Here is a 27,000-nt window from a genome sequence, read left to right on the forward strand (position 1 = left end):
CTCAACTGAAACCTTTATCGCGATATATTACCTGATCCAGATATTGACCGGCCCTGATCAGCGCCAGATGGGTGAAAGCCTGGGGGAAATTGCCCAGATGCTCGCCTGCCGGGCCGATTTCCTCTGAAAACAGGCCGACATGGTTGGCGTAGGACAGCGTCTTGTCGAACAGGAAACGCGCCATCAGCAGGTCGCCCGAGCGGGCCAGGCATTCGATGTACCAGAAGGAGCACATGGTGAACGTGCCCTCACGCCCTTCCAGCCCGTCATCATTATTGCCTTCGGCCACATGGTAACGAAAGACATGGCTGTCATCGAGCAACTGGTCACCTACGGCGCGCAGAGTCGAGGCCCATCGCGGATCGTGATCGCCAATGAAACCCATGAGCGGCATCAGCAGGCATGAGGCGTCAATCGCCGTGCCACCCTTGTACTGGACGAAATATCCCAGTTCCTCGCTCCAGAAATTATTCTGGACATCCATGTAGATGGCATTGCGCTCGCGCACCCAGACGGCAATCCGGGCAGGAAACCCGCGCTCTTCCGACAGACGAATAGCCCGGTCCAGTGCGACCCAGCACATGATGCGGGAAAACAGGAAGTGTTTTTTCCCACCCCTTACTTCCCAGATACTTTCGTCTGGCTGATTCCAGTTGAGGCACAGCCAGTCAATACCTTCAGCAATCGACTCCCATGCTTTCCAGCTCAGCCGTTCACAATGACGATCGGCATGATAAACGGCGTCCATCATCTCACCGATGATATCGAGCTGAAGCTGGTCTTCCGCCCCGTTGCCGATGCGCACGGGGCGCGAGTTACGGAAGCCTCTGAAATGTGTCAGATCCGTCTCGGGCACGAAAGCCTTGCCATCAATGGCATACATGACCTTCAGACGTGCTTCGCCGGGCTGAGCCTCGAGGCGACGCTGGTGCAACCAGCGAATGAAGGCGGTGGCCTCTTCGGTATGGCCCGTTTTCATGAAGGCGTAGACCATGAAAGACGAGTCGCGGACCCAGCAGTAACGGTAATCCCAGTTGCGTATGCCACCGGGGTCTTCCGGCAGGCCGAATGTCGCAGCAGCGACCATCGAGCCATGCTCTGCCGAGGTCAGTAGCTTGAGCGCCAGGGTCGAGCGCGTGATCTGGTCGTGCCAGCGGCCGTGATAGCTCGCACGCGCCACCCAATCGATCCAGTAATTGGCCGTCGCCTTGAACGCAGTGGAAGTCCAGTGGTCTTCGAGGCAGAGATTTTCGTCGGTCGTCAGGCTGTCGAGCATGAACGTCGCTGTCTCGTTCAGCTGCAGCACGAACTCGGCGCAGGCATCGTTATCGACCAGCGTCATGGGAATGGTCGAGCTGATGCGCAGGGTCGGCAGGTCGTCGCGCATCGGCTCGAACAGGATCACGCGGTCATTCAGCACGCGGGCCTTGTGCCCGACGCGGGCATAATCGAAGCGCGGGGCGCAGTGCAGCCGGAATTTCAGCGTGCCACGTATCGCTTTCACCCGCCGGATCACGCGCTGCTCGGGATAATCCGGAGCCAGCGTCATGAAATCGGAGATCTCACTCACACCTTCGGGCGAGAGTACGCGTGTCAGCAGGACATTGGTGTCAGGCACGTAGAACTGGCGGAACCTGCCCCCCTCAAGCACAGGCGCCAGCTCGAAGAACCCTGCACTCGGCTCGAGAAGCGAAGCGAAAACGCTTGGGGAATCAAAACGCGGCCAGCACATGAAATCGATCGAACCGTTGAGCGCGACCAGAGCGGTCGTACGCAGATCGCCGATCACGGCATGATTTTCGATTGCCATACTCATCGTCAGTTCTTTCGACCGAGGCCCTTTTACGGAGACCTTGTTTTGGAAAACAGGCTTATCGACCCGGCATTCTTACCTGCCGGGCAATAAAAGCACAGGATTATTTGACCGGAATCCAGCGTCGTCCGTCACGCTCAAGCAGGGCCATCGCCTCGTCGGGCCCTTCAGAGCCAGCCTTATAGGAATACGGCGCCTCAGGTGTGACGATCGCATCAATCGCCCTCCAGGCCGCCTCGATGGTCTCGGCACTTTGAAAGAGCATCTGATTGCCCGCCATGCAGTCATGCAGCAATGCCTCGTAGCCGACATTGGGAGCCTTCCTGAAGAAGTCGTCATACAGAAACCGACTGCTTACCGGCGCAATCTCTTCTTCCAGACCGGGCCGCTTGGCATCGAAATCGATCGAGACACCCCGCACCGGGTCGAGCAGAAAACGGATGACATTGCCGATACGCGGGTCGTCCATGTTCTGATTGAACAGGGCATAAGGTGGCTTTTTGAAGACAACATTGATTTCGGTGCGTCGGCCTGACATGCGCTTGCCGGTACGCAGATAGAAAGGCACACCGCCCCAGCGCCAGTTGTCGATGAACAGCTTCATGGCAGCAAAAGTCTCGGTCTGGCTGTCAGCTGCGACACCGGGCTCGCTGCGATAGCCGGGCACAGACTTCTCCTCGATCTGCCCCGCAGCATATTGCCCCGGCACATAATCCTCATCTCGTATCGGGCGTATGGCCTGCAGAAGCCGCGTCTTTTCCTGCCTCACAGCATCAGCCGAGAGCGACGACGGTGGCTCCATCGCGATCAGGCTCAGCAGGACAAAAAGATGATTGGGCACCATGTCGCGCAACGCGCCCGTATGTTCGTAAAACGCACCGCGCTGCTCGACGCCGATCGTCTCGGCGGCGGTGATCTGCACGTGATCGATATACTCACGGCGCCAGATTGGCTCGAACAACACATTCGAGAAGCGGGCAATCATGATGCCCTGGTTGGCTTCCTTGCCGAGAAAATGATCGATCCGGTAGATCTGGCTTTCATCGGCCTGGGCGCGCAGCACACCATCCAGTTCACGTGCCGAGGCGAGATCGCGACCGAAGGGCTTCTCGACGATCAGCCGACGGAAGCCACGCCCCTCCTTCAGCAGGCCGCCCTGCCCCAGCCCGGTCGCGATGCGTGCGAAGAAGCGCGACGCAACGGCGAGGTAGAAGATGACATTCCCGGCACCAAGCGTTTCACGCAACGTGGTGTAGATGTCTGCCTGGGTGAAATCGCCCGACAGATACAGCGCGCCGGATGTCACACGGTCCCAGACCGCCCGGTCGAGATGGGGGCATGAAAACTCTGCGGAAGGGTCTTTTGCATCCTGCTCGGCCAGTGAGAACAGTTTTGCGGCCCAGTCCTTCCCGGTCTGCTCGGCACGATCCACGGCGATGATCTGAAAATCGGCGGGCAGTGCGCCAGCCACAGCAAGATCATAGAGAGAGGGAAGAAGCAGACGCCGGGTCAGATCGCCACCGGCGCCGAAGATGACCAGCTTGCAGGGCTGCGGCTCTGACGCATTTCCCAGAGCATTGCCAAGCTGTTCAGTAGTGGTCGACATGACGTTTCTCCCTCTGACTCAATGAGCAGGAGGGAGAAAGCCTATCACGGCAAATAGATCACCGAATTATTTTACATATCTCAAACAATATTGTGATCAGGCGTGGCGGGGACTGTCACCGCCAAGCTGCCGGATTGTTGCATCTTCGGGTTTGTCTTGCGGGAACTGCGTTTCCCAGCCACCACCCAAGGCATTATACAGATGGGCCAGATTGCTCGCGATCGTCGTGGTGCTGTCAGCAAGCTGCAATTGTGCCGAAAGCAGGTCACGCTGCGCCGAGAGCACGTTCAGATAAGTGGTCAGGCCGCTGCGATACTGCTCCTGCGCCAGATGCAGGGCGCGCTGCCCTGCGTCCACGGCACCCTGCAGCCCATCCCGGCGACGCTGCTCGTCACGATAGGCAATCAGCGCATTATCGACATCACGCCACGCACCCAGCACGGTCTGACGATAGGTAATGGCCGCTGCCTTCTGGGCGTAGCGATTGAGCATCAGCTGGCCGCGCAGACGCCCACCCTGAAAGATCGGCAGGGAGATGGACGGGCCGATATTCCACGCGCGTGCATTCCAGAAACCGAGATCGCGGAAAGACAGCGATTGCAGCCCGAAATCGGCATTGAGCGTGATCTTGGGATAGAACTCGGCTTCTGCCTCGGCCACATTGGCCACGGCTGCATGAAGCTGCGCCTCGGCCTGACGGATATCCGGGCGACGCTGCGCCAGTTCCGACGGTACACCGACCGGCACGCGAGGCGGCACAACCGGAATACCGGCCGTCCGTGTCAGCTCGTCATTGAGCGTGCCGGGAGGAGACCCCAACAACAGGCTGATGGCATTGATCTGCTGTTCGATGCGCTGCTCAGTCTGGGCGATCTGCGCCGTGGTCGAGTCTAGCTGCGACTCTGCGCTGGTGACGTCCAGCTCGGTCACGAGACCGGTTTTCTGACGCTCCTTTGCGAGGGAGAGTGTCTGGGCCTGCGTATCCCGATTGGCTTTGGTGATACGCAACTGCTCCTGAAGCCCGCGCAGCGTCAGATAGTCATTGGCCATATCGGCCTGCTGCGCGATCAGAATGCCACGACGCTCTTCGTCGGTTGCCTGCAGATCGGCCTTGGCGGCTTCATACTGACGCGCCACACGCCCCCAGAGATCGACCTCATATTGCGCGTCGATGGAATATTTCCACTGGTTAAGCAGAGGAATCGTGGCGTCACCAACGCTCTGATCGAGCAGGGTCGCGCGCTGCTGACCGAGAGCCGCGCTGTTATCCTTTGCCACCCCGGAGAGAATACGCTGCAGCGACTTGGTGCTGTATTGCGAGCGCGTGTACGAGCCGCTGGCCGAAAGACCCGGAAAACGCTCGGCGCCTGCCATCATAAGCTGGGCGCGGCTCTGTGCGAGCTGCGCTGCCGCACGCTGGATATCAAGGTTCTGGGTTGCCAGACGGGTTTCGAGCGAGGTCAGGGTCGGATCATTGAAGATCTTCCACCAGTTCGGATCGGGCGCATCCGCCGTGGTCTGGCTGCCAGCCTGCCCCGAACGGGCATGCATGTCATACTGGCTGGGCGACCACAGATCGGGCTTCTGATATTTCGGCCCAACACAGCCTGGCAGGGTGAGCGCCATGGCGAGCGAAGCGCCGCTCAGCATCAGCGCGCGCGGGGAACGGCCTGTCTTCAAGGCGTGGCTCCAGAAAAGCATGAGATTAGTCATTAATGGGCACCTCCGGCCGGGCCTTTCTTGGCCACAGGGGAGAGCAGGAAGCAGAACGGCACGACGCAGAACGCCATGATCCCGATCACCATGAAGGTCTGGTTATAGGCCACCATGGAAACCTGCTGCATGAAGCTCTGATAATAGCTGTGTATGGCGAATTGATGCGCCGATGATGAGGTCATGCCCGCATCGGTCGCCACTTTCTGCACCGTATTGAGATAGTCCTGACCATTGGCGTTATAGTCCGACGACCAATGGGCCATCAGGCTCTGCCTGATCTGCTTGGTCTCGGTAATGGCAGCCGTCGCGAGAGAAATGGCAAGCGAGCCGATATAGTTTCGCGACATGCTGAACATGGCCGATGCGTCGGAATTCAGCTCCTTTGGCAGGGTGGAATAGGCAATGGTCGAGATCGGCACGAACAGAAAGGCCAGAGCCGAGGTCTGGAAAATTCGATACTCCACCAGATGGGCATAGCTCGTCGTCGGCACGAGATGGGCCGAGTAGAACATCGCAAGCCCCATCAGGAAGAACCCGAAGGCAATCAGGTTACGTACCTGCACAAAGCCCATCAGCTTGCCGACGATGGGAATGAGACAGATGATCACTGCCCCGCCCGGCGCCAGCACCTCACCTGAGATCGTGGCTGTATAACCAAGAACCTGCTGCGCAAACTGCGGCACGATAATGGCCGAGGCGTAGAGCAGCCCACCGACCATGGCCATCAGGAACGTGCCAACGGCAAAGTTGCGGTCCTTGAAAATGGCAAGGTTCAGGAGCGGGTTCTTGGCCCGGAGCAGCCAGATGACGGCACCGACCACACCCGCCACACCCAGTGCAGCCATGGTGATGATAAAGGGCGAGCCGAACCAGTCGTCATCCTCGCCACGATCGGCCATGATTTCGAGGCAACCCAGACCGAGCGAAATCAGGCAGATGCCGATCACGTCAACCTTCTCGCGCTTCTGCTTTTCCCATGGCGGATCTTCCACCAGGGCGGAAACACCGATCAGCGTCAGGATGCCGAAGGGCACGTTGACGTAGAAGATCCAGCGCCAGGAATAGTTATCGACCAGATAGCCGCCAAGCAGCGGACCGAGAATAGGCGCCACAATGGTCGCGATAGCCGTCAGGCCAAAAGCGGCACCCCGTTTTTCCGGCGGGAAGGTATCGAGAATGATCGATTGCTGGTTCGGCTGCAGACCACCCCCGAAGAAACCCTGCATCAGGCGGAAGATGATCAGCATGGGCAGGCTCGTCGACAATCCGCACAGGAAGGACGAGACCGTGAACATGGCAATACAGATAAGGAAATAGCGTTTGCGCCCCAGTAGCTTGCCGAACCATGCCGAGATGGTCAGCACGATACCATTCGCCACCAGATAGGAAGTAAGCGCCCAGGTGGCATCGTCATAGGAGCTGCCGAGCGCACCCGAGATATGCGGGAGCGCCACGTTGATGATGGTGGTGTCGAGCACCTCCATGAAAGCGCCCAGCGTCACCACCACAGCAATCAGCCAGGGGTTCGCTTTGGGCTTCCAGCTGGAGTGGTCCTTGTTGTCGCTGGACGCATCGCTCATGGAACCGTCACCGTCGGCACGACAGAAACGCCCAGAGGCAGGGGCACATTCGGATCGAGCCCGCTATCGATCAGGATCTTGACCGGCACGCGCTGAACGATCTTCACGAAGTTGCCCGTTGCGTTCTCTGGCGGGAAGGCGCTGAACGCTGCACCGGCACCGAGCTGAATCGAGTCGACATGTCCGTGCAGTGTGAGGTTCGGATAGGCATCGACCTCGATCTCGACCTTCTGGCCGGGACGCATCTTGGTGATCTGCGTTTCCTTGTAGTTCGCCACCACCCAGACTTCAGGCTCGACGACCGAGAAAAGCTTCTGGCCGGTCTGGACGAAATCGCCCTGCTCGACATTACGCTGCGAGATCCAGCCATCATGCGGTGCGCGTACTTCGGTCCAGCCGTAATTCAACTGGGCCTGAACGAGGTCAGCCTCGGCAGCCTTGAGCGCAGCGTTCTGCTGCTTCATGGTCGCTTCCTGATTCTCGATGTTCGGCTGGACGGGGGTTGCCTGCTGCAACTCACCTTCGGCGCGCATCACTTCAGCATGGGCCTGATCGAGCGCGGCCTTCGAATAATCGATATCCTGCTGGGTGGTTGCTGCACGCGAGACGCTGTGCTGACGGCGATAATCCGTCTCGGCCTTGAAAAGCTGGGCCTGGGCCGAAGCCAGCGCACCCTTTGCCGCGATCAGACGACCGGGGAAGTTCTGCTTGGCCACCATGACCATCTGCGTGGCTGCCGCAAAATTGGCCTGAGCCTGAGCAATGCTTGCTTCTGCCTTATGCAGCGAGGCGATGTAGTCGCGATCATCGATCTTGACCAGCAACTGGCCCGCATGAACGAACTGGTTGTCGTTCACCAGAAGCTGCGTGACGTAGCCGTTTACATGCGGTGCAACAGAAATCTTGCGCCCCGCCGTATAGGCATCGTCCGTCTCGATCTGGTTTTTTGTCAGCAGCCAGTATCCCAGCCAGGCAATCGCAATAACGATAACGACCGCAATCAGAATGATACGCTTGAGAGGGCTGCTCTTCTTGCCGCCCTTCTTGCCACCCGCATCGTTCTTCTGCTCGTCATCACCCTGCGATGCGCGATTATCCTGATCGTCGCCCTGCGCCATGTGCATCCTCTCGCCGTTACCCCCTCTTTGCGGGGGCAACTCGGTTTCCGGGTCTCTCGACCCAACGTCTCATCGTCTGATCTGAAAATGACCGTTCGGTTCGGTCATGGACTAGCATAGGTGTTTGGGGGCTTCAATCATCTGTTTCATAGAATGTCTTGCCCTTGTGAGCATGCCCTGGCGCCCTCGACGCTGCCCGGCCTTCAACCTGTGGACGCGCTCACGGTTGCGTGAAATTATGCTCGCAACCAACCCGCCTCGCGCATGTTACGGAAAAGCCACAACCAGGCCGTGCATGCTCCTGTAGGCGTTGCCCGGAACGCGCCTGCTGCCGGGACACCAAGCGGATTTTGTGGCGATTTACCGCCTCATGGACTACCGGCCAGAACCTGTTGGGCAAAGAGCGCATTCTTGCAGGATCAGACCCGGCAAACTTGTCCATCGGGGCACATATTCAGTTGCCTTCCCCCCCTTGCCTCGCCAACAAAGGTCTTCATGAACGACCTTCTGACCATCGACGCTGCCGAGACCCTTATCGGAGAGGCCCTTGCGCCTTTTCCGATCGAGGCCATCCCGCTCGATCAGGCTGCCGGTCGCATCCTGCGACAGAATGTCACCGCAGAGCGCGCCCTGCCGCCCTATGATCGTGTCATTCTCGATGGCATCGCTGTGGCTTGGCGTGACGGCCAGCGTGATTTCCTCCTTGTCGCCACGCAGCCAGCCGGTCGACCGCCGCTCGCCATGCCAGACGGAACCGGTCAGGCAATTGCCGTCATGACCGGGTCAGTGCTGCCTTCAGGGGCCGACACGGTCATTCCACGAGAAGATTTCGACATTCAGGGCGATCTTGTTTCGCTACGCGCTGACGTCACGCCACGCAAAAATCAGCATATCCATCCCAAGGGGGCGGATTGTGCGCAGGGCGCGGCCCTGCTTTCGCCCGGTCTGAGGCTGACGCCGCCCGAGATGGCCATTCTGGCCGCCAACGGCATCTCTCGCCCCGAGGTCTCGGTCATTCCCTCGATCGCCATTATCTCGACTGGCGATGAGCTGGTCGCGCCCGATGCTCCTGTTCAGGACTGGCAGATCCGTCGCTCGAACGAATTTGCCGTTGCCGCCTCGCTCTCACGCAAGGGCTTCACCCGGCAGGCGTTTGCCGTGCTGCCGGACGATCTGGCCCTGACGACCGACCACCTTGCGACGCTTCTGGAACAGCATGACGTGCTGGTTCTGAGCGGCGGTGTATCGATGGGACAGTTCGATTTCGTGCCTCAGGCGCTCACGTCCCTCGGGGTAAGGAAAATCTTTCACAAGATAGCCCAACGCCCCGGCAAACCCTTCTGGTTCGGGCTCTCCGCCAAGGGGCAGCCGGTTTTCGCCTTGCCTGGCAATCCTGTTTCGGCATTGGCCTGTTGCAGCCGTCACGTCGTGCCAGCCCTTTTGCGCGCTCAGGGCCTTGTGCAGGACGCCATTCCGGTGCGTCTTGGGGAGACCCTGTCTCCCCTTCCCTCCATGACCCGTCTTGTGCCGGTGCAGCTTGTGCATGGTGCCGATGGTGTTGCCACGGCCATACCTCATCCCATGCCGACCTCAGGCGATTTCAATCGTCTCGGCATGACACAGGGGCTCGTCACCCTTCCCCCCGGCACTGCCCCCCTGATGCCCGGTGCGAGCGTTCTTTTTCATGAATGGTGAGCGTTCAGCACCCGGACAGCCGAAAGACCTTCTGGCACGGCCGTGGCACGATCTGCGCATTTCGGTCATGGATCGATGCAATTTTCGCTGCCCTTATTGCATGCCGCAATCGGTGTTCCACGACGATTTCGCCTTTCTCGAACCGGCACAGCGTCTCGATTTCGCGACAATAGAGCGTATCGCCCGCGTTTCGGCGCGGCTTGGCGTCAGCAAGCTGCGCCTGACCGGTGGCGAGCCATTGCTGCGCCCCCAGCTCGACACGCTGGTCGCACGGCTCGTCGCCCTGTCTGGTATCGACGATGTAGCCCTGACCACCAATGGCGTTCTGCTCGACCGCCATCTCGACGCGCTTTACCATGCCGGGCTTTCTCGCCTGACTGTCAGTCTCGACAGTCTCGACCCTGGAGTTTTCAGCCGCCTGAGCGGTGGTCGCGACGCGCTCGATACGGTGCTGAGCGCTATCGACAAAGCCGCCTCACGAGGCTTTCCCGGTGGCATCAAGATCAACACTGTCGTGCAGCGCGGCATCAACGAGCAGGATATCCTGCCCCTGGTGAGCCGGTTTCGCCACACGGGCATCACCCTTCGCTTCATTGAATTCATGGATGTCGGCACGCGCAATCACTGGTCCGAAAGCGCTGTTGTGCCCTCTGCGACCCTTCTGGAACGCATCGGGGCTGTCTATCCGCTCGAACCGCTCGAACCGCTCTATCGCGGCGAAGTGGCGCAGCGTTACCGTCTTGCCGACGGCAGCGGCGAGATCGGTTTCATTTCCTCGGTCACGGCGCCGTTCTGCGGCGATTGCTCGCGGGCGCGTCTTTCTTCAGAGGGGCAGATCTATACATGCCTTTTCGCAAAGACCGGGACCGACCTGCGCCCCGCCCTCGCTGACTCCGATGATGCAGCGCTCGAAACGCTGCTCCGCCGCATCTGGCGAGGCCGCGCGGATCGTTATAGTGAGATACGCAATCCAGACCCGCAGCGTGCTTCAGGCGAGCGGATCGAAATGTATTATATCGGAGGCTGAGATGGTGTCGCTGACCCATGTGGATGAAACCGGACAACGCCCCCATATGGTCGAGATCGGCGACAAAAGCGTGACCCGCCGCGAGGCTCATGCCCGCGCGACGCTTCGCTTTCCGCCCGAAGTCGCCCAGTCCCTCGCCGAATCAGGCTATATGACCAGCAAGGGCGCCGTCCTGACCGTGGCGCAGCTCGCGGGTATCATGGGCACCAAGGCGACCGCGCAGCTCATTCCGCTCTGCCACCCCCTCTCCCTCACTGGCTGCAAGGTCGAGATTGCCATCGAAGGATGCGATGCCCTCATCGATTGCCGCGTCAAATGCGAAGGCAAGACCGGCGTTGAAATGGAGGCCCTGACCGGTGCTACCGTGGCCGCGCTCACGCTTTACGACATGTGCAAGGCGCTCAGCCATGACATGGTCATTCAGGACGTGCGCCTGATGGGCAAGACCGGTGGCAAGCGCGATTTCGGCACACCCTGACATGCCGCGCCTGACTCTCGAATATTTCGCCCTCCTGCGCGATGAAGCCGGTTGTCCGCAGGAAGAAATCGACACCAGCGCGACCAGTCTCGCCATACTCTATGACGAACTGACTCAGCGTCATGGCTTTACCCTCCCGGCGAGGCGTCTGCGTGTCGCTGTCAACGCTGCCTTTGCCAGCTGGGATCATTGCCCGGCAGAAGGCGATCATGTCGTTTTCATCCCCCCGGTATCAGGCGGATGAGCGCGTTCCTTCTGACCGACTCCCCGATCGACCCGAACGCCTACGCAACAGCCCTGCGCCGTGACGAAGCCGGGGGCTATTGCAGTTTCGAAGGCTGGGTGCGCAACAACAGCGACGGACAGGCCGTGCTCGGCCTCGATTATCAGGCCTATCTGCCCCTCGCTGAAGCTGAAGCGCTTGCCGTTCTTGCCGAGGCGGAAACGCGCTTCGACATTCTGGCCGCCTCCTGCATTCATCGCATCGGCACCCTTGCCATTGGAGACATGGCCGTCTGGATTGGTGTCTCAGCCCCGCATCGCGATGCGGCGTTTACTGCCTGCCGCTTCGTTATCGACGAGATCAAGCGACGCGTGCCGATCTGGAAACGCGAGCGCTATGCCGATGGGCATTCCGAATGGATTGCCTGCCATGAGGTAGCGGAAATTTCCTGAGAATGGGCTTGGGGCTCTGCCCCATACCTCGCCAAAGGGCTTTCGCCCTTTGGAAACCCTCAATTCGAGGTAAATAGAGAAACGCCCCGCAGCGCCTCAGACCAGACGCCAGCCGACGATAAAGAGCACGGCAGCCAGAACGGTGCGCTGCACGCGTTCATTGACCTGACCAACGCAGAGACTGCCAAGAATGATGCCGGGGATGGAGCCGCAGAGCAGCGAGACCAGCATCGGAATCTTGACGGCACCCAGCCACCAGTGACCCATGCCTGCAATCAGCGTCAGCGGAACAGCATGGGCGATATCAGAACCGACCAGACGCGCCGTGCTGAGCGACGGATAAAGCAGGATCAGCACGGTCATGCCGATCGCCCCTGCCCCTACGGAAGAAAGCGTGACCATCACGCCCAAAACGGCGCCCAGAACAACGGTCAGGATAGCCGCGCTGCGCTGCGACAATTCGCCTGCATGGCGATGAGACCAGGCCTGCAGCTCCTTGCGGAAAAAGACACTGGGCGCGGTAATCAGCAACGCCACGCCAAGTGCAGTCGACACCAGCTTTGTCGTGTCATGCGACGGGCTGCCATACCAGTGCAGAAACAGCAGGGCGATAAGCGTTGCAGGCAGGCTGCCTGCCAGCATGCGCAGCACGACGCGCCATTCGACCGCGCCGCGATGACCATGCACCAGGGTTCCGACCGATTTCGTGATTGCCGCATAAAGCAGATCGGTACCAACGGCGGCCTGGGGATGCACCTTGAACAGCAGGATAAGCAGAGGGGTCATCAGGGAGCCACCGCCGACTCCGGTCATACCGACCAGAAAGCCGACGCCGAGACCGGAGAGAACAAACAGCCAATTCAGATCGGCAAGCAGTGACATGTCGGAGCCTTGATGCGCTTCTTGGGGAACGAGGCGCGACTAGGCCATACTTCCCGGCATTAATCAACGCTCATAGTGGTTTGAATTTAATGAACGATCCACCGTCGTTATTAATCCTCTCCTGCCTTGCCATCTTCCGACGCGATGACGATAGTGGCGCTCCCTCATCGTATTGACCGGAAAGATCATGCTCGACATCCAGATCCAGGCACCGTTTCCCATCCTGCAAGGCAAGGGAGCCCCGGAATCGGAACAGACACTCGTCCTGCTGACCGGGCCGGATTTCGATGTCGCCAACGGCCCGTTTGCCCATCTCGACGCCGCGACGGGCGGGGCGCTGCGTCGCGCCACCGCCATTTCGCGCTTCAAGGGGCAGCGCGACCAGAGCTGCGTGCTGCTGGCCCCCTGTGCTGCCTTTGCACGGATCGTCCTGATCGGCTGCGGTCCGGCTGACGAGCTGGATATTCCGACCATGGAAGCGGCTGGCGGACAGGCGGCAAAGGCCGTGCGCGACACCACCCATGCCGATCTCGCCCTGGCCGGGCGTTGCGCCGACTTCGCCGCTCACGCTGCCTACGGAGCGGCTCTGGGGCGCTACAGCTTCGACCTGTATCATACTGACGAGCCGGAAAACGCACCGCAGCTGCAGCGCCTGCATATCGGGGTCGAAAACCCTGACAGCGTGCGCGCCGAGTGGGAAAGCCTGCGTGCCGTAGCCCAGGGCGTGTTCCGGGCGCGTGATCTGGTCAGCGAGCCGCCCAATGTCCTGACCCCGCCCGAATTTGCCCGACGCATCGAGGGTCTGCGCGATCTGGGCGTTGAGGTCGAGATTCTCGATGCCGCCAAACTGGCGGAGCTGGGCTTTGGTGCACTGCTCGGCGTGGCGCAGGGCAGCGATCAGGAAGCCCGCGTGGCGATCATGCGCTATCGCGGCTCGGAAGAGGCACCGCTTGCCTTTATCGGCAAGGGCGTGACCTTCGATTCCGGCGGTATTTCCATCAAGCCTGCGGCTGGCATGGATGAAATGAAGACCGATATGGGCGGTGCTGCGGCCGTTGTCGGCGCGATGGAAGCCGTGGCCCGTCGCAAGGCAAAGACCCATGTGATCGGCGTGGTGGGGCTCGTCGAGAACATGCTCTCGGGCAATGCCCAGCGCCCTGGCGATGTGGTGCGCAGCTATGCTGGCAAGACCATCGAGGTGCTGAATACGGATGCCGAAGGGCGCCTCGTTCTGGCCGATGTGCTGGCCTATGCCAAGGAGCGCTTCCAGCCCCGCCTGATGGTCGATCTGGCCACGCTGACAGGTGCCATCGTGGTGAGCCTCGGTCATATACGCGCCGGTCTTTTCAGCAATGACGATGCGCTTGCCAACGCCCTTTTCGAGGCAGGCGAGCAGACGGGCGAAGCTGTCTGGCGCATGCCCATGGGCAAGGCCTATGACCGCCAGCTTCGTTCTGATATCGCCGATATGAAGAACATCACGGGCCGCCCTGGCAGTTCGATTACGGCGGCGCAGTTTCTGGCACGCTTCGTGGGCGACACACCGTGGGCGCATCTCGATATCGCTGGCGTTGCCTGGCGCTCAGATGCCGCACCACAATGCCCGAAGGGCGCAACCGGGTTCGGCGTGCGCCTGCTCGACGCGCTGGTGCGCCATCACGAGCCGGAAACCGCAAGCGCCTGATGAGCGAAATCGGCTTCTATCACCTGACCCGCACCACGCTGGAAGACGCCCTGCCCGCGCTCCTGGGTCGTACCCTTGATGCGGGGCAGCGCGCAGTCATTCGCTGTCGCGATGCGGCACAGGTCAAGCAGCTTGATGAGGCGCTCTGGAAGGCCAAAAACCCGCTCTGGCTTCCCCATGGCAGTCAGAGCATGGGGCATGGCCCTCGTCAGCCCATCTGGCTGACGAAGGGCGATGACGTTCCCAATGATGCCCGGTTCCTGTTTCTGCTGGATGGCGGTGTCGAACAGGGGCTGGAGCAGTTCGACCGTATCTTCACCCTGTTCGACGGTAATGATCCGCAGGCCGTCTCACGCGCCCGCACGCTTTGGAAACAGGTGAAACAGGCCGGGCACAGCCTGGCCTATTGGCAGCAGCAGGAACGTGGCTGGCAGAAAGCCGGGTAAACCCGCTCCTCTGACACAGTAAATCGCTTTTATCACAAAACGATTATCGAACGATCCGACTCTATACTGTTCCGTTTACTGATCATGCATCGGGACCGCAGCGCTGCCTGAAGGAAAGGCGCCGGTTCGCTTCAGGAAAGAGCGATCACGTCACTCAGCGGAAAAGTCATCCTTGTTACCGGCGCTGCACAGGGTATCGGTCGCGGCATCGCCCTCCGTCTGGCGAAAGACGGTGCTGATATTGCTCTGGTCGATCTCAAGACGGACAAGCTGCACAGCGTGAAAGGCGAGATCGAGGCGCTGGGCCGCAAGGCCAGCATTTTTGCCGCAGATGTAAGCGATCGTGACGCTGTCTATGCGGCGATCGACCACGCCGAAGCCGAGCTGGGCGGGTTTGATGTCATGATCAACAATGCCGGCATCGCGCAGGTCAATCCGATTGCCGATGTCATGCCAGAAGAGGTCGAGCGTATTCTGCGCATCAACATCCAGGGGGTGCTCTGGGGCATTCAGGCTGCCGCTGCCAAGTTCAAGGCGCGCAATCAGAAGGGCAAGATCATCAACGCCTCCTCGATCGCAGGGCATGACGGGTTTGCGATGCTTGGCGTCTATTCCGCCACGAAATTCGCCGTGCGCGCCCTCACCCAGTCAGCGGCCAGGGAATATGCGAGCGCGGGCATCACCGTAAACGCCTACTGCCCCGGTATTGTAGGCACGGATATGTGGGTCGAGATCGATGAGCGCTTTGCCGAAATGACCGGCTCGAAAAAAGGCGAAACCTACAAGAAATTCGTCGATGGCATTGCGCTCGGTCGTGCCCAGACACCCGATGACGTGGCAGCACTCGTTGCCTTTCTGTCCGGACCGGACTCCGACTACATCACAGGTCAGGCAATCCTGACCGATGGCGGTATCGTCTATCGCTGAGCCTTCACGGAAGGCCTTGAAAGAGGCCTTCCATCGGTTCGATCAGCATTCCGGCAGATTGACGGCAAGACCGCCCAGAGACGTTTCCTTGTAGCGGTGGTTCATGTCGCGTCCCGTCTCAGCCATCGTACGGATGACCTGATCGAGCGAAACCATATGAGCGCCATCGCCATTGAGTGCGAGTGAGGCAGCATTGATCGCCTTTACTGCACCAAAGGCATTGCGTTCGATGCAGGGTATCTGCACAAGCCCCGCCACAGGGTCACAGGTCATACCCAGATGATGCTCCATGCCTATCTCTGCAGCATCCTCGATCTGCTCGGGCGTGCCACCCAGAGCCGCCGCGAGCCCGGCTGCCGCCATGGATGAGGCGACGCCAACCTCGCCTTGGCAACCAACTTCAGCCCCTGAAATCGACGCATTGAGCTTGAAGAGCCCCCCGATGGCGCCAGCGGTCAGCAGGAAATCGCGCATGCGCTGCTGCGCCGTGGCAGGCGGCAGAGGCGGGCAATAATCGCGATAATAGCGCAGAACCGAAGGAATGATTCCGGCAGCACCATTGGTCGGCGCCGTGACCACGCGGCCACCGGCGGCGTTCTCCTCATTCACGGCAATAGCGAAAAGGCTGATCCAGTCCATGATGCCATGGGCCGAGCGCGTATTGGCGCGCTCCCGCTCCCGAAGCTTTTCGTGCAGGGCGCGCGCCCTGCGGCGTACTTTCAGACGCCCCGGCAAAATGCCGCTTTGCTCCATTCCGCGCGCAATACAGGCCATCATGACCGCGATGATCTCGTCAAGATAGGCAATAATCTCGTCTCTGGGGCGCAGGGCGCATTCGTTTTCCATGACGAGGGCCGCAATACTCAGATCATGCAATCTCGCCTGATGCAGCAATTCGGCGCCACTGGTGAACGGGTAAGGCACGCTGGGCTGGGCATAGCCTGCTGTTTCGGTTGCTTTCTCAGGAACGATGAAACCACCGCCGACTGAACAGAAACGCGCCGTCTCAAGCGCTTCCCCTTCAGCGTTCAGCGCCTCGAATTGCAGCGTATTCGGATGAACGGGAGGCACGCTCTGCTTGTCCAGAACCAGATCATGAACCGGGTCGAAAGGCAGCACCCTGCCCTCGAACACGATGTGTCTGTTCGACTCGACCTGCGCCACGATACCGTCTGCTGCATCCGGATCGACCGTCTGCGGCAATTCGCCGCACAGACCGAGAATTACCGCCTTGTCGGTCGCGTGACCCTGGGCCGTCCATGCCAGAGAGCCGTAAAGCGTGACACGCAGACGCATGATGCTGTCGAAATCGGTGAGCGACGCCATAAAACGCTGCGCCGCCCGCATCGGCCCCACCGTATGGGATGATGACGGACCGATACCGATTTTGAAAAGATCGAACAGGCTGATCATGCGCGTCTCGTCGTCACACTCGGGCAGAACCGGAACGGTCGGCCCCTGCCATGGCAGAAAGATGAAAAACAGGTCTCAGAGGTCTGAAACGTTTCCACCTCGAAAGCAACTCTTCCGCCTCATCGCGCCGTGTCGGGACACTGTGAGGCGGCGCTTACCACCCCTCATGCACCGACCCGGCCATGGCGATTGGCTGCACAGCTTCGCACGAACTCTCACAGGCCTGACAGAGTATTTTCCGCTGCACACCGCTGTTGCCCGACCAGGGGCGGCCTACGCCTTCCGATCTGGAACGACCGGATAGGACCGGATCTTGCGACTACTCACATCCAGACCCCGAACCCTGAGAAACTGATCACGCACAAAGGGCACGCGCTCAAACGCCCAGATCGGATATCCAGCTACCAATTACTGGGCACGGCTGATTTTCAGAGCCGGGAAAGGCTCGAGATCGTGGCCACGTCCACACAAAGATGAGCGGCTATCAGTTCCGGAGAGGATGCGGCGAGCCACTGGGAAAGCGAAAGGTCGTGATAGTGATCGGACCTGAATATCTGCAGCACCCTGAGCGGCGCATTGCCGTCATTGCGGATGAAATACCCTTCTGCCTTCGGCACATGGCCAATCGTCCCGGTGCAGACCCGTCTTTCCTGCCGGGCCTGGCCAGCCGGAACACAGGTAACGGCACCTGCCCCTTCAAGGCAGATCTGCCAGACAGATGTGTTGAGGTGCCAGTGCAGATCGGTGCAGCGACCGGGACTGACTTCTACGAGTGCCGCAGAAAGCGCATCGGGGTCAGCAAAGGCATCGGCTTCGAGAACACGTATGCTGCCCCAGTGAGTGGTCTCTGCAGTCTGGTCGAACAAGGTGTGATGGAACGGGCCAGGCGTGGGCCGCTTGTCGGCCCAGCACCAGTCATTAGCTGAGACGTCAGACTCTGTTTCCCTGCCGCCGACAAACACGACGACACTCGCATGCTCATTGTCGCGGCAGTGTAACCACGCTGAAGCGGAAGCTGGCACGCTCCACACGTCACCTTCGTGGAGCATGTCGTGATAAAGCGCCGCCCCAGTCTCGGAGCGCATTTCGAGTCTGGCGCAGCCAGAAACAACCATACCCCAGCCCGTGGCGTCACAGCGCATGACAGCGCCTTCGGCACCCTGACCCAGATCGTGACGCCTGACCTCGACCTCACTGCACTCCCGGACGTTCTTTCGCTTCGGCCATACGCCCTCTGAGTCGGTCTCACCGAACCCTTGGGCAGGCCAGAATCGGGCGGCCAGGCCGGAGGCGCGTTCGCGCCGCTTCGCGAAGGCCGCTGACCCGCCTGTTTTCGTTCCGCCGAAAAGGCGCTGGAAAACGCGATGATCGAAAGACACCATTTTCAGCCTCCTTTTTGAAAGCAGAAGCCGCGCCTCAGGCTCTTGCCACCAGCCTAACGCCGCTCGGCCCTCGGGGGGTTACTTCTCACGTATTCGTGATTGTCGATTGGCTACCATTATCGAACGCCGACCCAGATCTGACGCTTCGGCCTGCAGATTGAAAAGGAAGTTTTCATGAAAACGGTTAGTTTTCGCGATGGCCACACCGTTCCGGCACTCGGCATGGGGAGCTGGAATGTCGGGGACTCGACAGCGACGCGCGCCGAGGAAATCGCCAGTCTTCACGCAGGTCTCGACGCCGGTCTGAGCGTCATCGATACGGCAGAAATGTATGGTAGCGGTCGATCCGAACGCCTCGTCGGTGAGGCGATACGCGGCCGACGCGACGACGTCTTTCTGATCAGCAAGGTGCTGCCGTCGAATGCGAGCTATGAGAAGACCCTTCGCAGTTGCGAGGCCTCTCTCGACAGGCTGGGCACCGATTACCTCGATCTTTATCTACTGCACTGGCGTGGTGGCGTACCGCTGGAGGAAACTGTCGAAGCTCTGACGCATCTGCAAAATCGGGGGATGATCCGACGCTGGGGTGTTTCTAATTTCGACACCGAGGACATGCAGGAGCTGGATGAACTTGGCGCTGACTGCGCTGCAAATCAGATACTCTACAACCTCGAGGCACGCGGCGTGGAATTCGATCTGCTGGCACGCGACGAGGCGGCAGGCATTGTTTCGATTGCCTATTCCCCTCTCGGCCAGGGCGGTACGTTGCTTGACGACCCTGTTCTGATCGATATCGCGAAAAACCATGAAACGACGAAAGGGCCAGCGAGCCCGGCCCAGATCGCCCTGGCCTGGGTGCTTCGCCAGCCCAACCTGCTCGCTATTCCGAAGGCGGGCTCTCGGGTGCATATGCGCGAAAATATCGCAGCGCTTGATCTGGTTCTGAGCGAAGAGGATCAGACGCGCCTCGACGCGCATTTTGCGCCACCACGCAGCAAGACCCCGCTGGAAATGATCTGACAGGGGCCAAACGCCCCCTCCCGTAGCGAGGCTTGATCAGGCCCGGCTCTCGGCCTCTGGTTTACGGTATTTCTTTCCGGCAAACGCGATTACCTCTACGTGCCGTGATTAAGACACACGACAAGATCAGGGCCCGGATGGCAAACAGAGATCTGTTTGCCATCCGGGCCGGGTAAACAGTCTCCTGCTTCATGCCCCGCACGCAGAAGGGCTGCGAAACACAGAAACACACATGAAATAAATATCAATTTTATACGAGATCGCGTTTTATCATTAGAAATAATTATATTTCTTTCGAAATAGATTTAGAAATAACATAAATAATTCCATCATTGAAGAATGGATCGTTCATGACTCGAGCCGAATTCGAGCGCTATCTTGCCGCTCACCCGCATCTGCTGACTCCCTTTGCACAGGAACGCCGGATCTGGGTCTCGCATCTCCCGAGCGTCCAGATCAGAAGCTTCACCGATTATCTCGGCGAGGCCGTTGGGTGCTCTCTGGTGTGTACCCAGATGGAGCCTGAGCTCGAATTCGTCTTTTACGACCCGCAGGCGCCCGGCAACAGCGAAAACGAGCTGATCGAGCTGGCCCATGAGCGCGCCGGAGACCTCGCCCTCCAACGCCTGCCATTGGCGCTTTAAAAATCCTGCATCTATCCCGGCCTGAAAGCAGGGTGAGAGGAATTGGGTCGGGGCTGAAACTGCGGTAAGGAAAACCTGTCCGTTTACGCCAAGTCAGGATACCTCCCTGTTTTCAGCCCTTCCCCTTGCCCTGCTGCTGAGCTGCCTCGTGCTGCGCCTCGCGACATCATGGCGTGGCGGTCCGCTCATACCCCTGCTGCGCGCGACTACATTGGGCATTCAGGGCGCGGTGGGGTGCTGGGGCGCCCTGGGGAGCCATGAGTCCCGGATTGGCCCTTTGGCGCTCGACCCGCTCAGCGCGTGCTGGATCGTACTCTGGACCCTGTCGCTGGTCACACCCCGTCGATATCCGGGCCCGATAGGCGAGGCACTTGGCAGCATCGGCCTGCTCTGCCACGACGCGGCGCTGTCGCTCTTCTGCTTTCTGCCCTGTCTGGCCGAGGCCGCCCATAGGGCCAAGGCAGCACAGGACGGGCAAAGACTGCGCGCCTGGCGGCTGGGCCTGCTGGCCCCTTCAGGATGCGCGCTCGCCATTCTTTCGGGTTTTCCTGCGCTTGCCTGCCTGGCCCCAGCAGCAGGCCTCGCCACCTTGCCTGCCTTTGCAGAAATGCCCCTCCTCTCCTACGTGCTTTTCGTACCACCGCTCCTGCAGACGCATGGCTTTTTCTGGCCGGTCAGTCTGGTGCTGCTGGGGGCGGGTCTCTGTCTTTGCCTGCACACCGACAAGGCCCTGAATTACTGGCCCCTTCTGCTGCTCGGATTGACGCTCTGCGCAAGGGAAGGCGGGCTGGCCGACACGGCTCTGGCCGGCAGTGAGGCGATGATCCTTGCTCTGGCGCTGCAAGGGCTCGGCAACAGGGCTTTCCTGTTCCAGACGCCGCTGCCGCCTCTGGCCGGATTCCTGCCTTTCTGGCTGGGGCTGCATGTGGTCAACGGGCTGAGCGGGCTCTCCCCCGCCTGGACCGCAGGAGCGGTCATGCTGAGCCTTCTGATCGGGGTGCTGGTGGTGCGGGGCTGGCTGTCTTCATGGCGTTCGCTGACCCGGGTTTTCACATTGCATCATGACGGATTGCCGACGGCACTCACCCTTGGCCTATGCCTCTCGATCTGCCCCGGTCTGCTGCTTGGGCTTTTGCATGTTTCCGCGCTCGATCTGGCTGGCGCCGGTCAGGATATCTGGCGTGCCTGGCCCATCTGGTCCGTTGCTGGAGGTGACGGCGCCTTCTGGTATCCGGCGTTCGTTTTCCTGATCCCGGCCCTGATCATTCCTGCCGTCATGACCCATCTGCCGTCAGTGGCGAATGCCCTGCCAGACTGGCCCTCGCCCGAAATCAGGCTACGCCTGCCCTGGGGCGTGCGTCGCGCGCTCGCACTCCTGCGCGCCCGCTGGCAGACGCTGCGCAATGGGTGGCGCCCTGTGACGCAGGGCGTTGCCTTCGACCGGGCGCCCGCGTTTCGCAAAACCGGCTCGGCTCTGGCGCGTCAGACATTGTCGCTCTGGCTGTTTCTGCTTGCCGCCGCCCTGGCCTGGCTTGGATGGTCCGCATGATCGGATTATTCACCCTTGCTCTGGCCACGACACTCGGCCAGATAGCCTGCCTGTCTGTGATTGCCCCGTTTCTGACCGATCTCGAGCACAGCTTGCAGGGCCTCGGTGCCGGGCGCAGCAGCATCGCCCCTGGATGGCGCTGGCGCCAGATACGCCGTGGCTGGGCGCAGCGCCGCGCTGTGCCTGCCCTTTCCTGGCTTGGCCTGTGCGCCGTTTTTCTTGCCATGACGGGCATTCCCTATGCCTCTGCGCGATCGCTGTTCGGCTTTCTCTCGGAACCGCTCGCCTGCGGGGTCCTGCTGATCCTTTCCTGCCTGCCTGCCTGGATGCAGGCACTGCAGAAACCACCGACCCGGCTGATCGCCCTTCGCCTGCGCAGTTCCTTGAGCCAGCTTGGACGTGATCTGCTTTTTCTGGTGCCGCTTCTCGCCCTGACCGGCACACTGATCACCATTGGTCTGCCCGGCGCCGGAACGCTCATCGGTCTGCTGCAGCAGCGGCTTTTGCAACCAGCCCCTACCCTGATCGGCGGGCTGGTGTTTATCGCAGCCGCCCTGCTTCTGGTGCTGAACCGCCGCTTCCTGTCCGATAGCTGGCATGAGGAACTGATCGCATCCGCCGAGGGGCGCCATCGCGCCCTGCTGCGCTACAGCCACGATCTTTCTGCCTGTTGTTGGTATCTGCTGATCGCCGATCTTGTCTGGCCTGATTCGATTGCTGCAGGCACTCGTCCTCTCGGCACACTGGTCGTGCTCTGGTGCGTTGCGGCTCCGACCAAACTCGCCCTGGTGGTTGCCCTGGCCGCAGGCTGGCGCGCCTGTCGGCCACTCCCTGCATCACGCCTCGCTCTCGTTCTGGGCGGCGCCGCGATCCTGCTCGTTCTTGCGGGGAGGCTGGCGGCGTGACGGTTCTTCTTGGCCTTGCCCTGCTGATCGCCCTTGGCGCGATCGGGCGTGACGCGCGCATCCTGCCCTTCCATGGCACATGCGCTGCCGCCTGCGTGTCGGTCATTGGCCATGGCGCACCTGCCATGGCTGCGCTCATTCTGCTGCCCGTGCTCAACGGTGCCGGGTGGATCGTTCTGCGTACCCATATCGCCTGGCGGTCGGGGGATCTGCGCGAGCGACGCGCCACCCAGCAGGCGGCGGGCATTGCCCTGTGCGCCGCCATCGGGCTCGTGCTTCTCACCGCACTGGCCGCCACACCGGGTCTGCCTGTGCTGATCTGCATCGGTATTGTTCTTTCCGGCCTCTGCGCCGCTGCCCTTCCTGTGCCTTTGCTCCAACTGATCGGTTTGCTCTGCGGACTGAATGGGCTGCTGCTGCTCGGCGGCCACACCGAGAGCTGGCCCCTCATTCTCGGCACGGCACTGGTCTGGGTCGGCTTGCTGGCGCTGGGAGGCTGGCTGATGCCAAAACTCGCCTGGCTGCGTCTGGAGGGGCGGCATCATGGCTGAGACCCTGCACCAGATTGCCGGTTTTCTGGTTCCGACATGGCCGCTTCTGGCTGCCTGTCTTCTGGCGCTCATGCCGGAGGCACAAGCCGCCCGTTCGGCACGGCATTTCACTCTTGCCGGGCTTGTGTTGACGGCCCTGCTCGATCCGCTTCTTCCCAGTCAGGATATTCTGGCCCGCTGGGCCTGTCTTCTGGCTGGCTGCGTGCCTTTTCTCTCTTGGCACGTACATGAAAAGCGCCTCGCCCTCTGCCTCAATCTTCTGGCGAGTTCTGCGATCATGCTGGCACTCAGCGTGCATACGCTGCTGCCCGTCACCTGCCTGACTGCCTTCACTGCGCTGATTCTCGCCCTGCGCGAAACCCTGGTCACGACCCGGGCGAGACAGGCCTGGGAGTCGATGCGCCTGCGGCTGGCAGGAGTGGTTCTGGCCCTGCTGGGCACAAGTCTGACGACCCTGACCCCGGACCCGGCCACCCTGCGCCTCGGCGATCTGTTTCTTTCTGTCGGGCTGTGCCTCATGGCCGGTCTCGGCGCACCCATGACGACACAGGCTCATGCCGCCACAGAAGAGCGAGGTACGGCTCTGCTGGATATGCTCCTGTGCCTGAGTGTCGTGGCCTTGATGCTGCGTCTGCCTGAACGTGACATCACCCATATGGTGCTGGTTCTAGCCGGATTGGCCGGGCTCTGGCTGTGCGTCATGACCCGGCAGGACAATGCCCGCCCGATCGTGGCGCTGGCCATTCTTGCCGTCACCCTGCCCCACGGCGTCTTACCCGTCCTGCTGCTTCTGAGCAGCGGGCTGGCTCTGGCCGCCATTCCTGCCCTCGACCGATCAGCGCGTTTCTGGATTCTGGGCAGTCTGCCCCCCTGGCCAGGCTTTACCGCAGGTTTCGGAATTGTGGGCGGCCTGGCGGCAACCGGCATGATCCCGGCCTTGCTGTGCCTTGCGGCTCTCGGCCTGCTGGCGAGCCGGGCGCGTCTGAACGTTATCCTTCCCCCAACGTGGCAGGACAGGATCGTGATCGGCACCCTGCTGGCCCTTGGTCTCGCCTCGCCTTTTCTTCTGACCCTGCCTGACTCCGTCTGGGCCCTGCACTGGAGAGCCCCATGAGCATGGCGCAGCATATCAGGAGAGGCGAGCGTCTGGCGCCTTTCCATTACGCTCTGGACGAGCCGCAGTGGCGCGCCATAATCGACGCCAGACCAGGCTGGTTCATTGCCCATTGGTGTGACGACAGCCGCGCCTATGCGCTGTTTCTCGATCAGGAAACACCGCTCATGGCCAGCACGCCGCTCATAGACGGGCGGTATTTCGCCCTTTCTGCATCGATCCCGGCAGCCTCCTGGCCAGAGCGCATTGCTCAGGATCTCTGGGGCTGTCTGCCCCTGGGAGCTGCCGATACCGAGCCCGCGCTTGACCGTGGCGGCTGGGCGAGCGTCTGGCCGCTCTCGCAGCGCTCCGTTGCGTCAGACCATAGCCCTCCGGACCCTGGTTTCCGGGAGGCCGCACATACCGACATGGCACCTTTCGCATGGGGGAACAGGCAGATCACACCGGGGGCAGCGCATATCGGGCTGATGCAGCAGGTTCAGGGCCGCAAGCCTGAAGAAGCACTGCGTCTGATCGGGCGCAGCGTCTCGGCAGGCTTCGTGGCGGCACCCCTGGCCTATTCCCGCGCCATCGAACAGGCGCTGGGGCTCGTGCCGTCAGACGCCGTGCGCGATGCCCGGACGCTTCTGGCAGAAATCGAGCGTATCACCGTGCATTGTCGCGATATCGCACTGATGGCACGGCTGACAGGGTTTGCGCTGCTCGCCACCCATGCCGCCCTTGCCGAAGATCTCTGCGCCGCGCTTTGTGCCCAGCATGGTGCCTCACGACGCCTGATGGATGCGATCGCACCAGACGGCATCGCTGCCGGGATCGATATCTGCGGGCTTGCCCATGCCGTTCATGACGCATTGATGCCACGCCTGCCGGTCCTTGAGGGGCTACATGACCAGATGGCGGAAATCCTTGAGGGGCTCGGGGTCATTACGGCCTCAACGGCCGAGCGCTTCTGTCTCGGCGGGCTGATCGGTCGTGCCTCGGGACGCTCTTTCGACCTGCGCCAGCTTGAGGACGACATGCGCCATGTGCCCGGACGCGCCGGGTCGCGTCTTGCCGGAGATGGCTGGGCGCGTCAGTGCCTGCGTCTGGATGAGATACGCGATGCCTTGCGCCGCATCGAGCGTATCGCAACGCAATTCGGTGCCCCCCTGCCCATGCCCCCGCCCGTCCCGACAGGCTCTGGCGAGGGCATAGGCGCCGCCGAGGGGCCGCATGGCGATCTGTGGTGCTGGGTGAGGCTGAAAGAGGCGCGTCTCGACGGCATCATGCTGCGCGATCCGGCGCTGGCGACGCTCTCTGTTCTGCCATCTCTCACGCATGATCGCTGGGAGGACAGGCTTGTTCTCGCATCTCTCGGTTTTGATCCCGGCGGGGCAGAGCAATAGCGCCGGAAGATCAGGCCTCGACGGGAATCTTGTCTTCTGCCGCCCCTGGCGCCTGCGCGGCGACGGAGGGACTGGCGGGTTCTTTCGCCGGGCGCAACGAGCAGATGATGGCGCGCCAGAGCCTTGTCACGAACATTGCAAAACTGCTGAAAACCGTCGCGTAGCAGGCGCCCTTGAGCGACCATGTTGCCGTCATACCGTAAAGTATCGGAAAATAGGCAAGGGTAATCCAGGTACGGTTGGCCATCAGGTAACCGATCTGCCCCATCACCGTCAGAAGCGGCTCAAGCGGAACGACGAGCAGGGTCAGCACCGCCGAAACCAGCATGATCGAGATGTAATAGGTCGTGCCATGCAGATGGATATGCAGCATCAGCGCAAATATCCGCCCCCCGAAAAACGCCGAGACGAGCAAAAGCGCAACCGAGACGCCGCAGAGCATGGCAAAGATCTTCCATGTCAGGCGCTTGAGGCCACGCCAGTCCTGACGGTCGCGCATCTTGACCAGTTCGGGATAGAGCACGGGAGACAGCATCTGCGCCGGGGTGACAATGCCATCGGCAATCTGACGGCAGATACGAAATACCGCGGCCTCGGCAGAGCCAAGAAGCGAGCCGACGACCAGCGTGCTGATATGGCCTGAAACCGCGCCGAGTGTCTGGTTGATGCTGGTCGATCGCGTGAAGGCCCACATGCCCGGCACCTGCCACCGCCACTGCGTCAATACATCGCGCCACCGCAGACGCAGACCGATTTTCTGACGCAGGGTGGTGAGGGCAAAGAACAGGAAGAGCCCGTAATCGAGCAACACCGCCCCTGCCCAGATCAGGACAAAGAAACCGAGATGCAGATGCAGGACGAGACCGAGCGCCGTTCCCGCCGTACGGAAAACAGCGGTCACCGTATCGCTGATCGGCACGAGATGAAACCGGTCGGTCAGGCGCAGAACGCCGTTACTCCAGCCAGTATACATGAAAGGGCTGATCAGGGCGTAGCCATAGGCGAGCGATGTGACCCAGGGGGTCCAATGCGCAATATGGCTGTACAGGGTAACGCTGATGACCCCGATCGACACGGCAACAACCGCAGAGAGCAGGTCCAGCCTGATGCAGAAGCCCAGAATCTGGCGCAGCAGATCAAGATCGCGTCTGGCATAGGGATCATTGCCGAAGCGGATGAGCGTCTGCCATGACTGCATGCGCGAAAACGTCGAGGCCATGATACCCAGAGAATGGATCAGGATCAGCAGACCGAACTGCCCCAGCCCCAAAGCCCGGACCGCGAAAGCGATATAGGCAAAACTGCAAAGCGCTGTTGCGATACGCCCCAGTGTCAGGAAGCTGACATTATGAACGATCCGTCTGGCGGCTGAGGGGTGTTTCGGCATGCA

Annotated in this window: 24 protein-coding genes; 15 read left to right on the forward strand and 9 right to left on the reverse strand. The window is 60.9% G+C overall.

Going from position 1 to position 27,000, the window contains the following annotated elements; all coding sequences use genetic code 11:
• Window position 1: 1 nt before the first annotated feature.
• The 5 genes from AA105894_RS02000 to AA105894_RS02020 all read right to left on the reverse strand — a co-directional run bounded on the left by AA105894_RS02000 (window position 2) and on the right by AA105894_RS02020 (window position 7,833).
• On the reverse strand, window positions 2-1,816 hold the full coding sequence (locus tag AA105894_RS02000; RefSeq protein ID WP_267310259.1) for a glycoside hydrolase family 15 protein: 1,815 nt from the start codon (window positions 1,814-1,816) through the stop codon (window positions 2-4).
• 100 nt (window positions 1,817-1,916) lie between these two features.
• Entirely contained in the window at window positions 1,917-3,419 is a 1,503-nt protein-coding gene (gene zwf / locus AA105894_RS02005; RefSeq protein ID WP_267310260.1) for a glucose-6-phosphate dehydrogenase, read from the reverse strand.
• 96 nt (window positions 3,420-3,515) lie between these two features.
• Entirely contained in the window at window positions 3,516-5,069 is a 1,554-nt protein-coding gene (locus tag AA105894_RS02010; RefSeq protein WP_267310378.1) for an efflux transporter outer membrane subunit, read from the reverse strand.
• A gap of 62 nt (window positions 5,070-5,131) precedes the next feature.
• The gene (locus AA105894_RS02015; protein WP_188426761.1) at window positions 5,132-6,715 is read right to left on the reverse strand and encodes a DHA2 family efflux MFS transporter permease subunit; all 1,584 of its coding nucleotides are present in this window, start codon (window positions 6,713-6,715) and stop codon (window positions 5,132-5,134) included.
• The gene (locus AA105894_RS02020; RefSeq protein WP_267310261.1) at window positions 6,712-7,833 is read right to left on the reverse strand and encodes an HlyD family secretion protein; all 1,122 of its coding nucleotides are present in this window, start codon (window positions 7,831-7,833) and stop codon (window positions 6,712-6,714) included. The genes AA105894_RS02015 and AA105894_RS02020 overlap by 4 nt, the downstream gene beginning before the upstream one ends.
• A gap of 495 nt (window positions 7,834-8,328) precedes the next feature.
• Between AA105894_RS02020 and AA105894_RS02025 the strand changes: the two genes are divergently transcribed.
• Genes AA105894_RS02025 through AA105894_RS02045 form a run of 5 tightly spaced genes read left to right on the forward strand, consistent with a single transcriptional unit; the run spans window position 8,329 to window position 11,708 of the window.
• Window positions 8,329-9,528, forward strand: a complete 1,200-nt coding sequence (locus tag AA105894_RS02025) for a molybdopterin molybdotransferase MoeA (RefSeq protein WP_267310262.1) — start codon at window positions 8,329-8,331, stop codon at window positions 9,526-9,528.
• Window positions 9,518-10,555, forward strand: coding sequence for a GTP 3',8-cyclase MoaA (gene moaA / locus AA105894_RS02030; RefSeq protein WP_267310263.1), 1,038 nt, complete (start codon window positions 9,518-9,520; stop codon window positions 10,553-10,555). The genes AA105894_RS02025 and moaA overlap by 11 nt, the downstream gene beginning before the upstream one ends.
• A gap of 1 nt (window position 10,556) precedes the next feature.
• A complete protein-coding gene (moaC, locus tag AA105894_RS02035) occupies window positions 10,557-11,033 on the forward strand; it encodes a cyclic pyranopterin monophosphate synthase MoaC (protein WP_267310264.1) in 477 nt (158 codons plus the stop codon).
• A gap of 1 nt (window position 11,034) precedes the next feature.
• Window positions 11,035-11,277, forward strand: coding sequence for a MoaD/ThiS family protein (locus AA105894_RS02040; RefSeq protein ID WP_267310265.1), 243 nt, complete (start codon window positions 11,035-11,037; stop codon window positions 11,275-11,277).
• Window positions 11,274-11,708: a molybdenum cofactor biosynthesis protein MoaE gene (locus tag AA105894_RS02045; RefSeq protein ID WP_267310266.1), complete on the forward strand. Its 435-nt coding sequence runs from the start codon at window positions 11,274-11,276 to the stop codon at window positions 11,706-11,708. Before AA105894_RS02040 ends, AA105894_RS02045 begins: the two co-directional genes overlap by 4 nt.
• Window positions 11,709-11,804: 96 nt before the next feature.
• On the opposite strand, the gene AA105894_RS02050 is transcribed toward AA105894_RS02045, so the two are convergent.
• Entirely contained in the window at window positions 11,805-12,590 is a 786-nt protein-coding gene (locus AA105894_RS02050; RefSeq protein ID WP_267310267.1) for a sulfite exporter TauE/SafE family protein, read from the reverse strand.
• A 187-nt stretch (window positions 12,591-12,777) separates the two neighbouring features.
• Between AA105894_RS02050 and AA105894_RS02055 the strand changes: the two genes are divergently transcribed.
• From AA105894_RS02055 to AA105894_RS02065, 3 genes are all read left to right on the forward strand, one after another.
• The gene (locus AA105894_RS02055) at window positions 12,778-14,274 is read left to right on the forward strand and encodes a leucyl aminopeptidase (protein WP_267310268.1); all 1,497 of its coding nucleotides are present in this window, start codon (window positions 12,778-12,780) and stop codon (window positions 14,272-14,274) included.
• Window positions 14,274-14,720, forward strand: a complete 447-nt coding sequence (locus tag AA105894_RS02060; RefSeq protein ID WP_188426752.1) for a DNA polymerase III subunit chi — start codon at window positions 14,274-14,276, stop codon at window positions 14,718-14,720. The genes AA105894_RS02055 and AA105894_RS02060 overlap by 1 nt, the downstream gene beginning before the upstream one ends.
• A 144-nt stretch (window positions 14,721-14,864) precedes the next feature.
• Entirely contained in the window at window positions 14,865-15,647 is a 783-nt protein-coding gene (locus tag AA105894_RS02065) for an acetoin reductase (protein WP_267310379.1), read from the forward strand.
• 42 nt (window positions 15,648-15,689) lie between these two features.
• Here AA105894_RS02065 and AA105894_RS02070 read toward each other — a convergent pair whose 3' ends face one another.
• Together AA105894_RS02070 and AA105894_RS02075 are read right to left on the reverse strand one after the other, a co-directional pair.
• Entirely contained in the window at window positions 15,690-17,060 is a 1,371-nt protein-coding gene (locus tag AA105894_RS02070) for an L-serine ammonia-lyase (protein WP_267310269.1), read from the reverse strand.
• Between the two features lie 428 nt (window positions 17,061-17,488).
• Window positions 17,489-18,442, reverse strand: coding sequence for a cupin domain-containing protein (locus AA105894_RS02075; protein WP_267310270.1), 954 nt, complete (start codon window positions 18,440-18,442; stop codon window positions 17,489-17,491).
• Between the two features lie 174 nt (window positions 18,443-18,616).
• Here AA105894_RS02075 and AA105894_RS02080 point away from each other — a divergent pair, with 174 nt between their 5' ends.
• The 7 genes from AA105894_RS02080 (at window position 18,617) to AA105894_RS02110 (ending at window position 25,610) form a co-directional block, all read left to right on the forward strand.
• Window positions 18,617-19,462, forward strand: coding sequence for an aldo/keto reductase (locus AA105894_RS02080; RefSeq protein ID WP_267310271.1), 846 nt, complete (start codon window positions 18,617-18,619; stop codon window positions 19,460-19,462).
• A gap of 350 nt (window positions 19,463-19,812) precedes the next feature.
• Window positions 19,813-20,106, forward strand: coding sequence for a hypothetical protein (locus tag AA105894_RS02085; protein WP_267310272.1), 294 nt, complete (start codon window positions 19,813-19,815; stop codon window positions 20,104-20,106).
• A 148-nt stretch (window positions 20,107-20,254) separates the two neighbouring features.
• Window positions 20,255-21,655 carry a hypothetical protein gene (locus AA105894_RS02090; RefSeq protein ID WP_267310273.1) on the forward strand — a complete coding sequence of 467 codons (1,401 nt, stop codon included), beginning with the start codon at window positions 20,255-20,257 and terminating at the stop codon, window positions 21,653-21,655.
• The gene (locus tag AA105894_RS02095; RefSeq protein WP_267310274.1) at window positions 21,652-22,560 is read left to right on the forward strand and encodes a hypothetical protein; all 909 of its coding nucleotides are present in this window, start codon (window positions 21,652-21,654) and stop codon (window positions 22,558-22,560) included. Before AA105894_RS02090 ends, AA105894_RS02095 begins: the two co-directional genes overlap by 4 nt.
• Window positions 22,557-23,111, forward strand: coding sequence for a hypothetical protein (locus AA105894_RS02100; protein WP_267310275.1), 555 nt, complete (start codon window positions 22,557-22,559; stop codon window positions 23,109-23,111). The genes AA105894_RS02095 and AA105894_RS02100 overlap by 4 nt, the downstream gene beginning before the upstream one ends.
• On the forward strand, window positions 23,104-24,225 hold the full coding sequence (locus AA105894_RS02105) for a hypothetical protein (protein ID WP_267310276.1): 1,122 nt from the start codon (window positions 23,104-23,106) through the stop codon (window positions 24,223-24,225). The genes AA105894_RS02100 and AA105894_RS02105 overlap by 8 nt, the downstream gene beginning before the upstream one ends.
• Window positions 24,222-25,610 carry an NADH-quinone oxidoreductase subunit D-related protein gene (locus tag AA105894_RS02110; RefSeq protein WP_267310277.1) on the forward strand — a complete coding sequence of 463 codons (1,389 nt, stop codon included), beginning with the start codon at window positions 24,222-24,224 and terminating at the stop codon, window positions 25,608-25,610. Before AA105894_RS02105 ends, AA105894_RS02110 begins: the two co-directional genes overlap by 4 nt.
• Window positions 25,611-25,620: 10 nt before the next feature.
• Here AA105894_RS02110 and AA105894_RS02115 read toward each other — a convergent pair whose 3' ends face one another.
• Complete coding sequence (locus AA105894_RS02115) at window positions 25,621-26,997, reverse strand: lipopolysaccharide biosynthesis protein (RefSeq protein WP_267310278.1); 1,377 nt, start codon at window positions 26,995-26,997, stop codon at window positions 25,621-25,623.
• Window positions 26,998-27,000 lie beyond the last annotated feature (3 nt).

Origin of the sequence: Asaia spathodeae NBRC 105894 (assembly GCF_025994195.1) — a bacterium.
GTDB classification, from domain to species: domain Bacteria; phylum Pseudomonadota; class Alphaproteobacteria; order Acetobacterales; family Acetobacteraceae; genus Asaia; species Asaia siamensis.

What these genes read in the sequence shown, in the direction of transcription:
- AA105894_RS02060 (WP_188426752.1), top strand. Translation starts at nt 14,274, where the DNA reads ATGAGCGAAATCGGCTTCTATCACCTGACCCGCACCACGCTGGAAGAC.
- AA105894_RS02025 (WP_267310262.1), top strand. Translation starts at nt 8,329, where the DNA reads ATGAACGACCTTCTGACCATCGACGCTGCCGAGACCCTTATCGGAGAG.
- AA105894_RS02055 (WP_267310268.1), top strand. Translation starts at nt 12,778, where the DNA reads ATGCTCGACATCCAGATCCAGGCACCGTTTCCCATCCTGCAAGGCAAG.
- AA105894_RS02020 (WP_267310261.1), bottom strand. Translation starts at nt 7,833, where the DNA reads ATGGCGCAGGGCGACGATCAGGATAATCGCGCATCGCAGGGTGATGAC.
- AA105894_RS02015 (WP_188426761.1), bottom strand. Translation starts at nt 6,715, where the DNA reads ATGAGCGATGCGTCCAGCGACAACAAGGACCACTCCAGCTGGAAGCCC.
- AA105894_RS02105 (WP_267310276.1), top strand. Translation starts at nt 23,104, where the DNA reads ATGGCTGAGACCCTGCACCAGATTGCCGGTTTTCTGGTTCCGACATGG.
- AA105894_RS02070 (WP_267310269.1), bottom strand. Translation starts at nt 17,060, where the DNA reads ATGATCAGCCTGTTCGATCTTTTCAAAATCGGTATCGGTCCGTCATCA.
- moaA (WP_267310263.1), top strand. Translation starts at nt 9,518, where the DNA reads ATGAATGGTGAGCGTTCAGCACCCGGACAGCCGAAAGACCTTCTGGCA.
- AA105894_RS02010 (WP_267310378.1), bottom strand. Translation starts at nt 5,069, where the DNA reads ATGCTGAGCGGCGCTTCGCTCGCCATGGCGCTCACCCTGCCAGGCTGT.
- AA105894_RS02095 (WP_267310274.1), top strand. Translation starts at nt 21,652, where the DNA reads ATGATCGGATTATTCACCCTTGCTCTGGCCACGACACTCGGCCAGATA.
- moaC (WP_267310264.1), top strand. Translation starts at nt 10,557, where the DNA reads ATGGTGTCGCTGACCCATGTGGATGAAACCGGACAACGCCCCCATATG.
- AA105894_RS02050 (WP_267310267.1), bottom strand. Translation starts at nt 12,590, where the DNA reads ATGTCACTGCTTGCCGATCTGAATTGGCTGTTTGTTCTCTCCGGTCTC.
- AA105894_RS02075 (WP_267310270.1), bottom strand. Translation starts at nt 18,442, where the DNA reads ATGGTGTCTTTCGATCATCGCGTTTTCCAGCGCCTTTTCGGCGGAACG.
- zwf (WP_267310260.1), bottom strand. Translation starts at nt 3,419, where the DNA reads ATGTCGACCACTACTGAACAGCTTGGCAATGCTCTGGGAAATGCGTCA.
- AA105894_RS02045 (WP_267310266.1), top strand. Translation starts at nt 11,274, where the DNA reads ATGAGCGCGTTCCTTCTGACCGACTCCCCGATCGACCCGAACGCCTAC.
- AA105894_RS02085 (WP_267310272.1), top strand. Translation starts at nt 19,813, where the DNA reads ATGACTCGAGCCGAATTCGAGCGCTATCTTGCCGCTCACCCGCATCTG.
- AA105894_RS02040 (WP_267310265.1), top strand. Translation starts at nt 11,035, where the DNA reads ATGCCGCGCCTGACTCTCGAATATTTCGCCCTCCTGCGCGATGAAGCC.
- AA105894_RS02115 (WP_267310278.1), bottom strand. Translation starts at nt 26,997, where the DNA reads ATGCCGAAACACCCCTCAGCCGCCAGACGGATCGTTCATAATGTCAGC.
- AA105894_RS02080 (WP_267310271.1), top strand. Translation starts at nt 18,617, where the DNA reads ATGAAAACGGTTAGTTTTCGCGATGGCCACACCGTTCCGGCACTCGGC.
- AA105894_RS02000 (WP_267310259.1), bottom strand. Translation starts at nt 1,816, where the DNA reads ATGAGTATGGCAATCGAAAATCATGCCGTGATCGGCGATCTGCGTACG.
- AA105894_RS02110 (WP_267310277.1), top strand. Translation starts at nt 24,222, where the DNA reads ATGAGCATGGCGCAGCATATCAGGAGAGGCGAGCGTCTGGCGCCTTTC.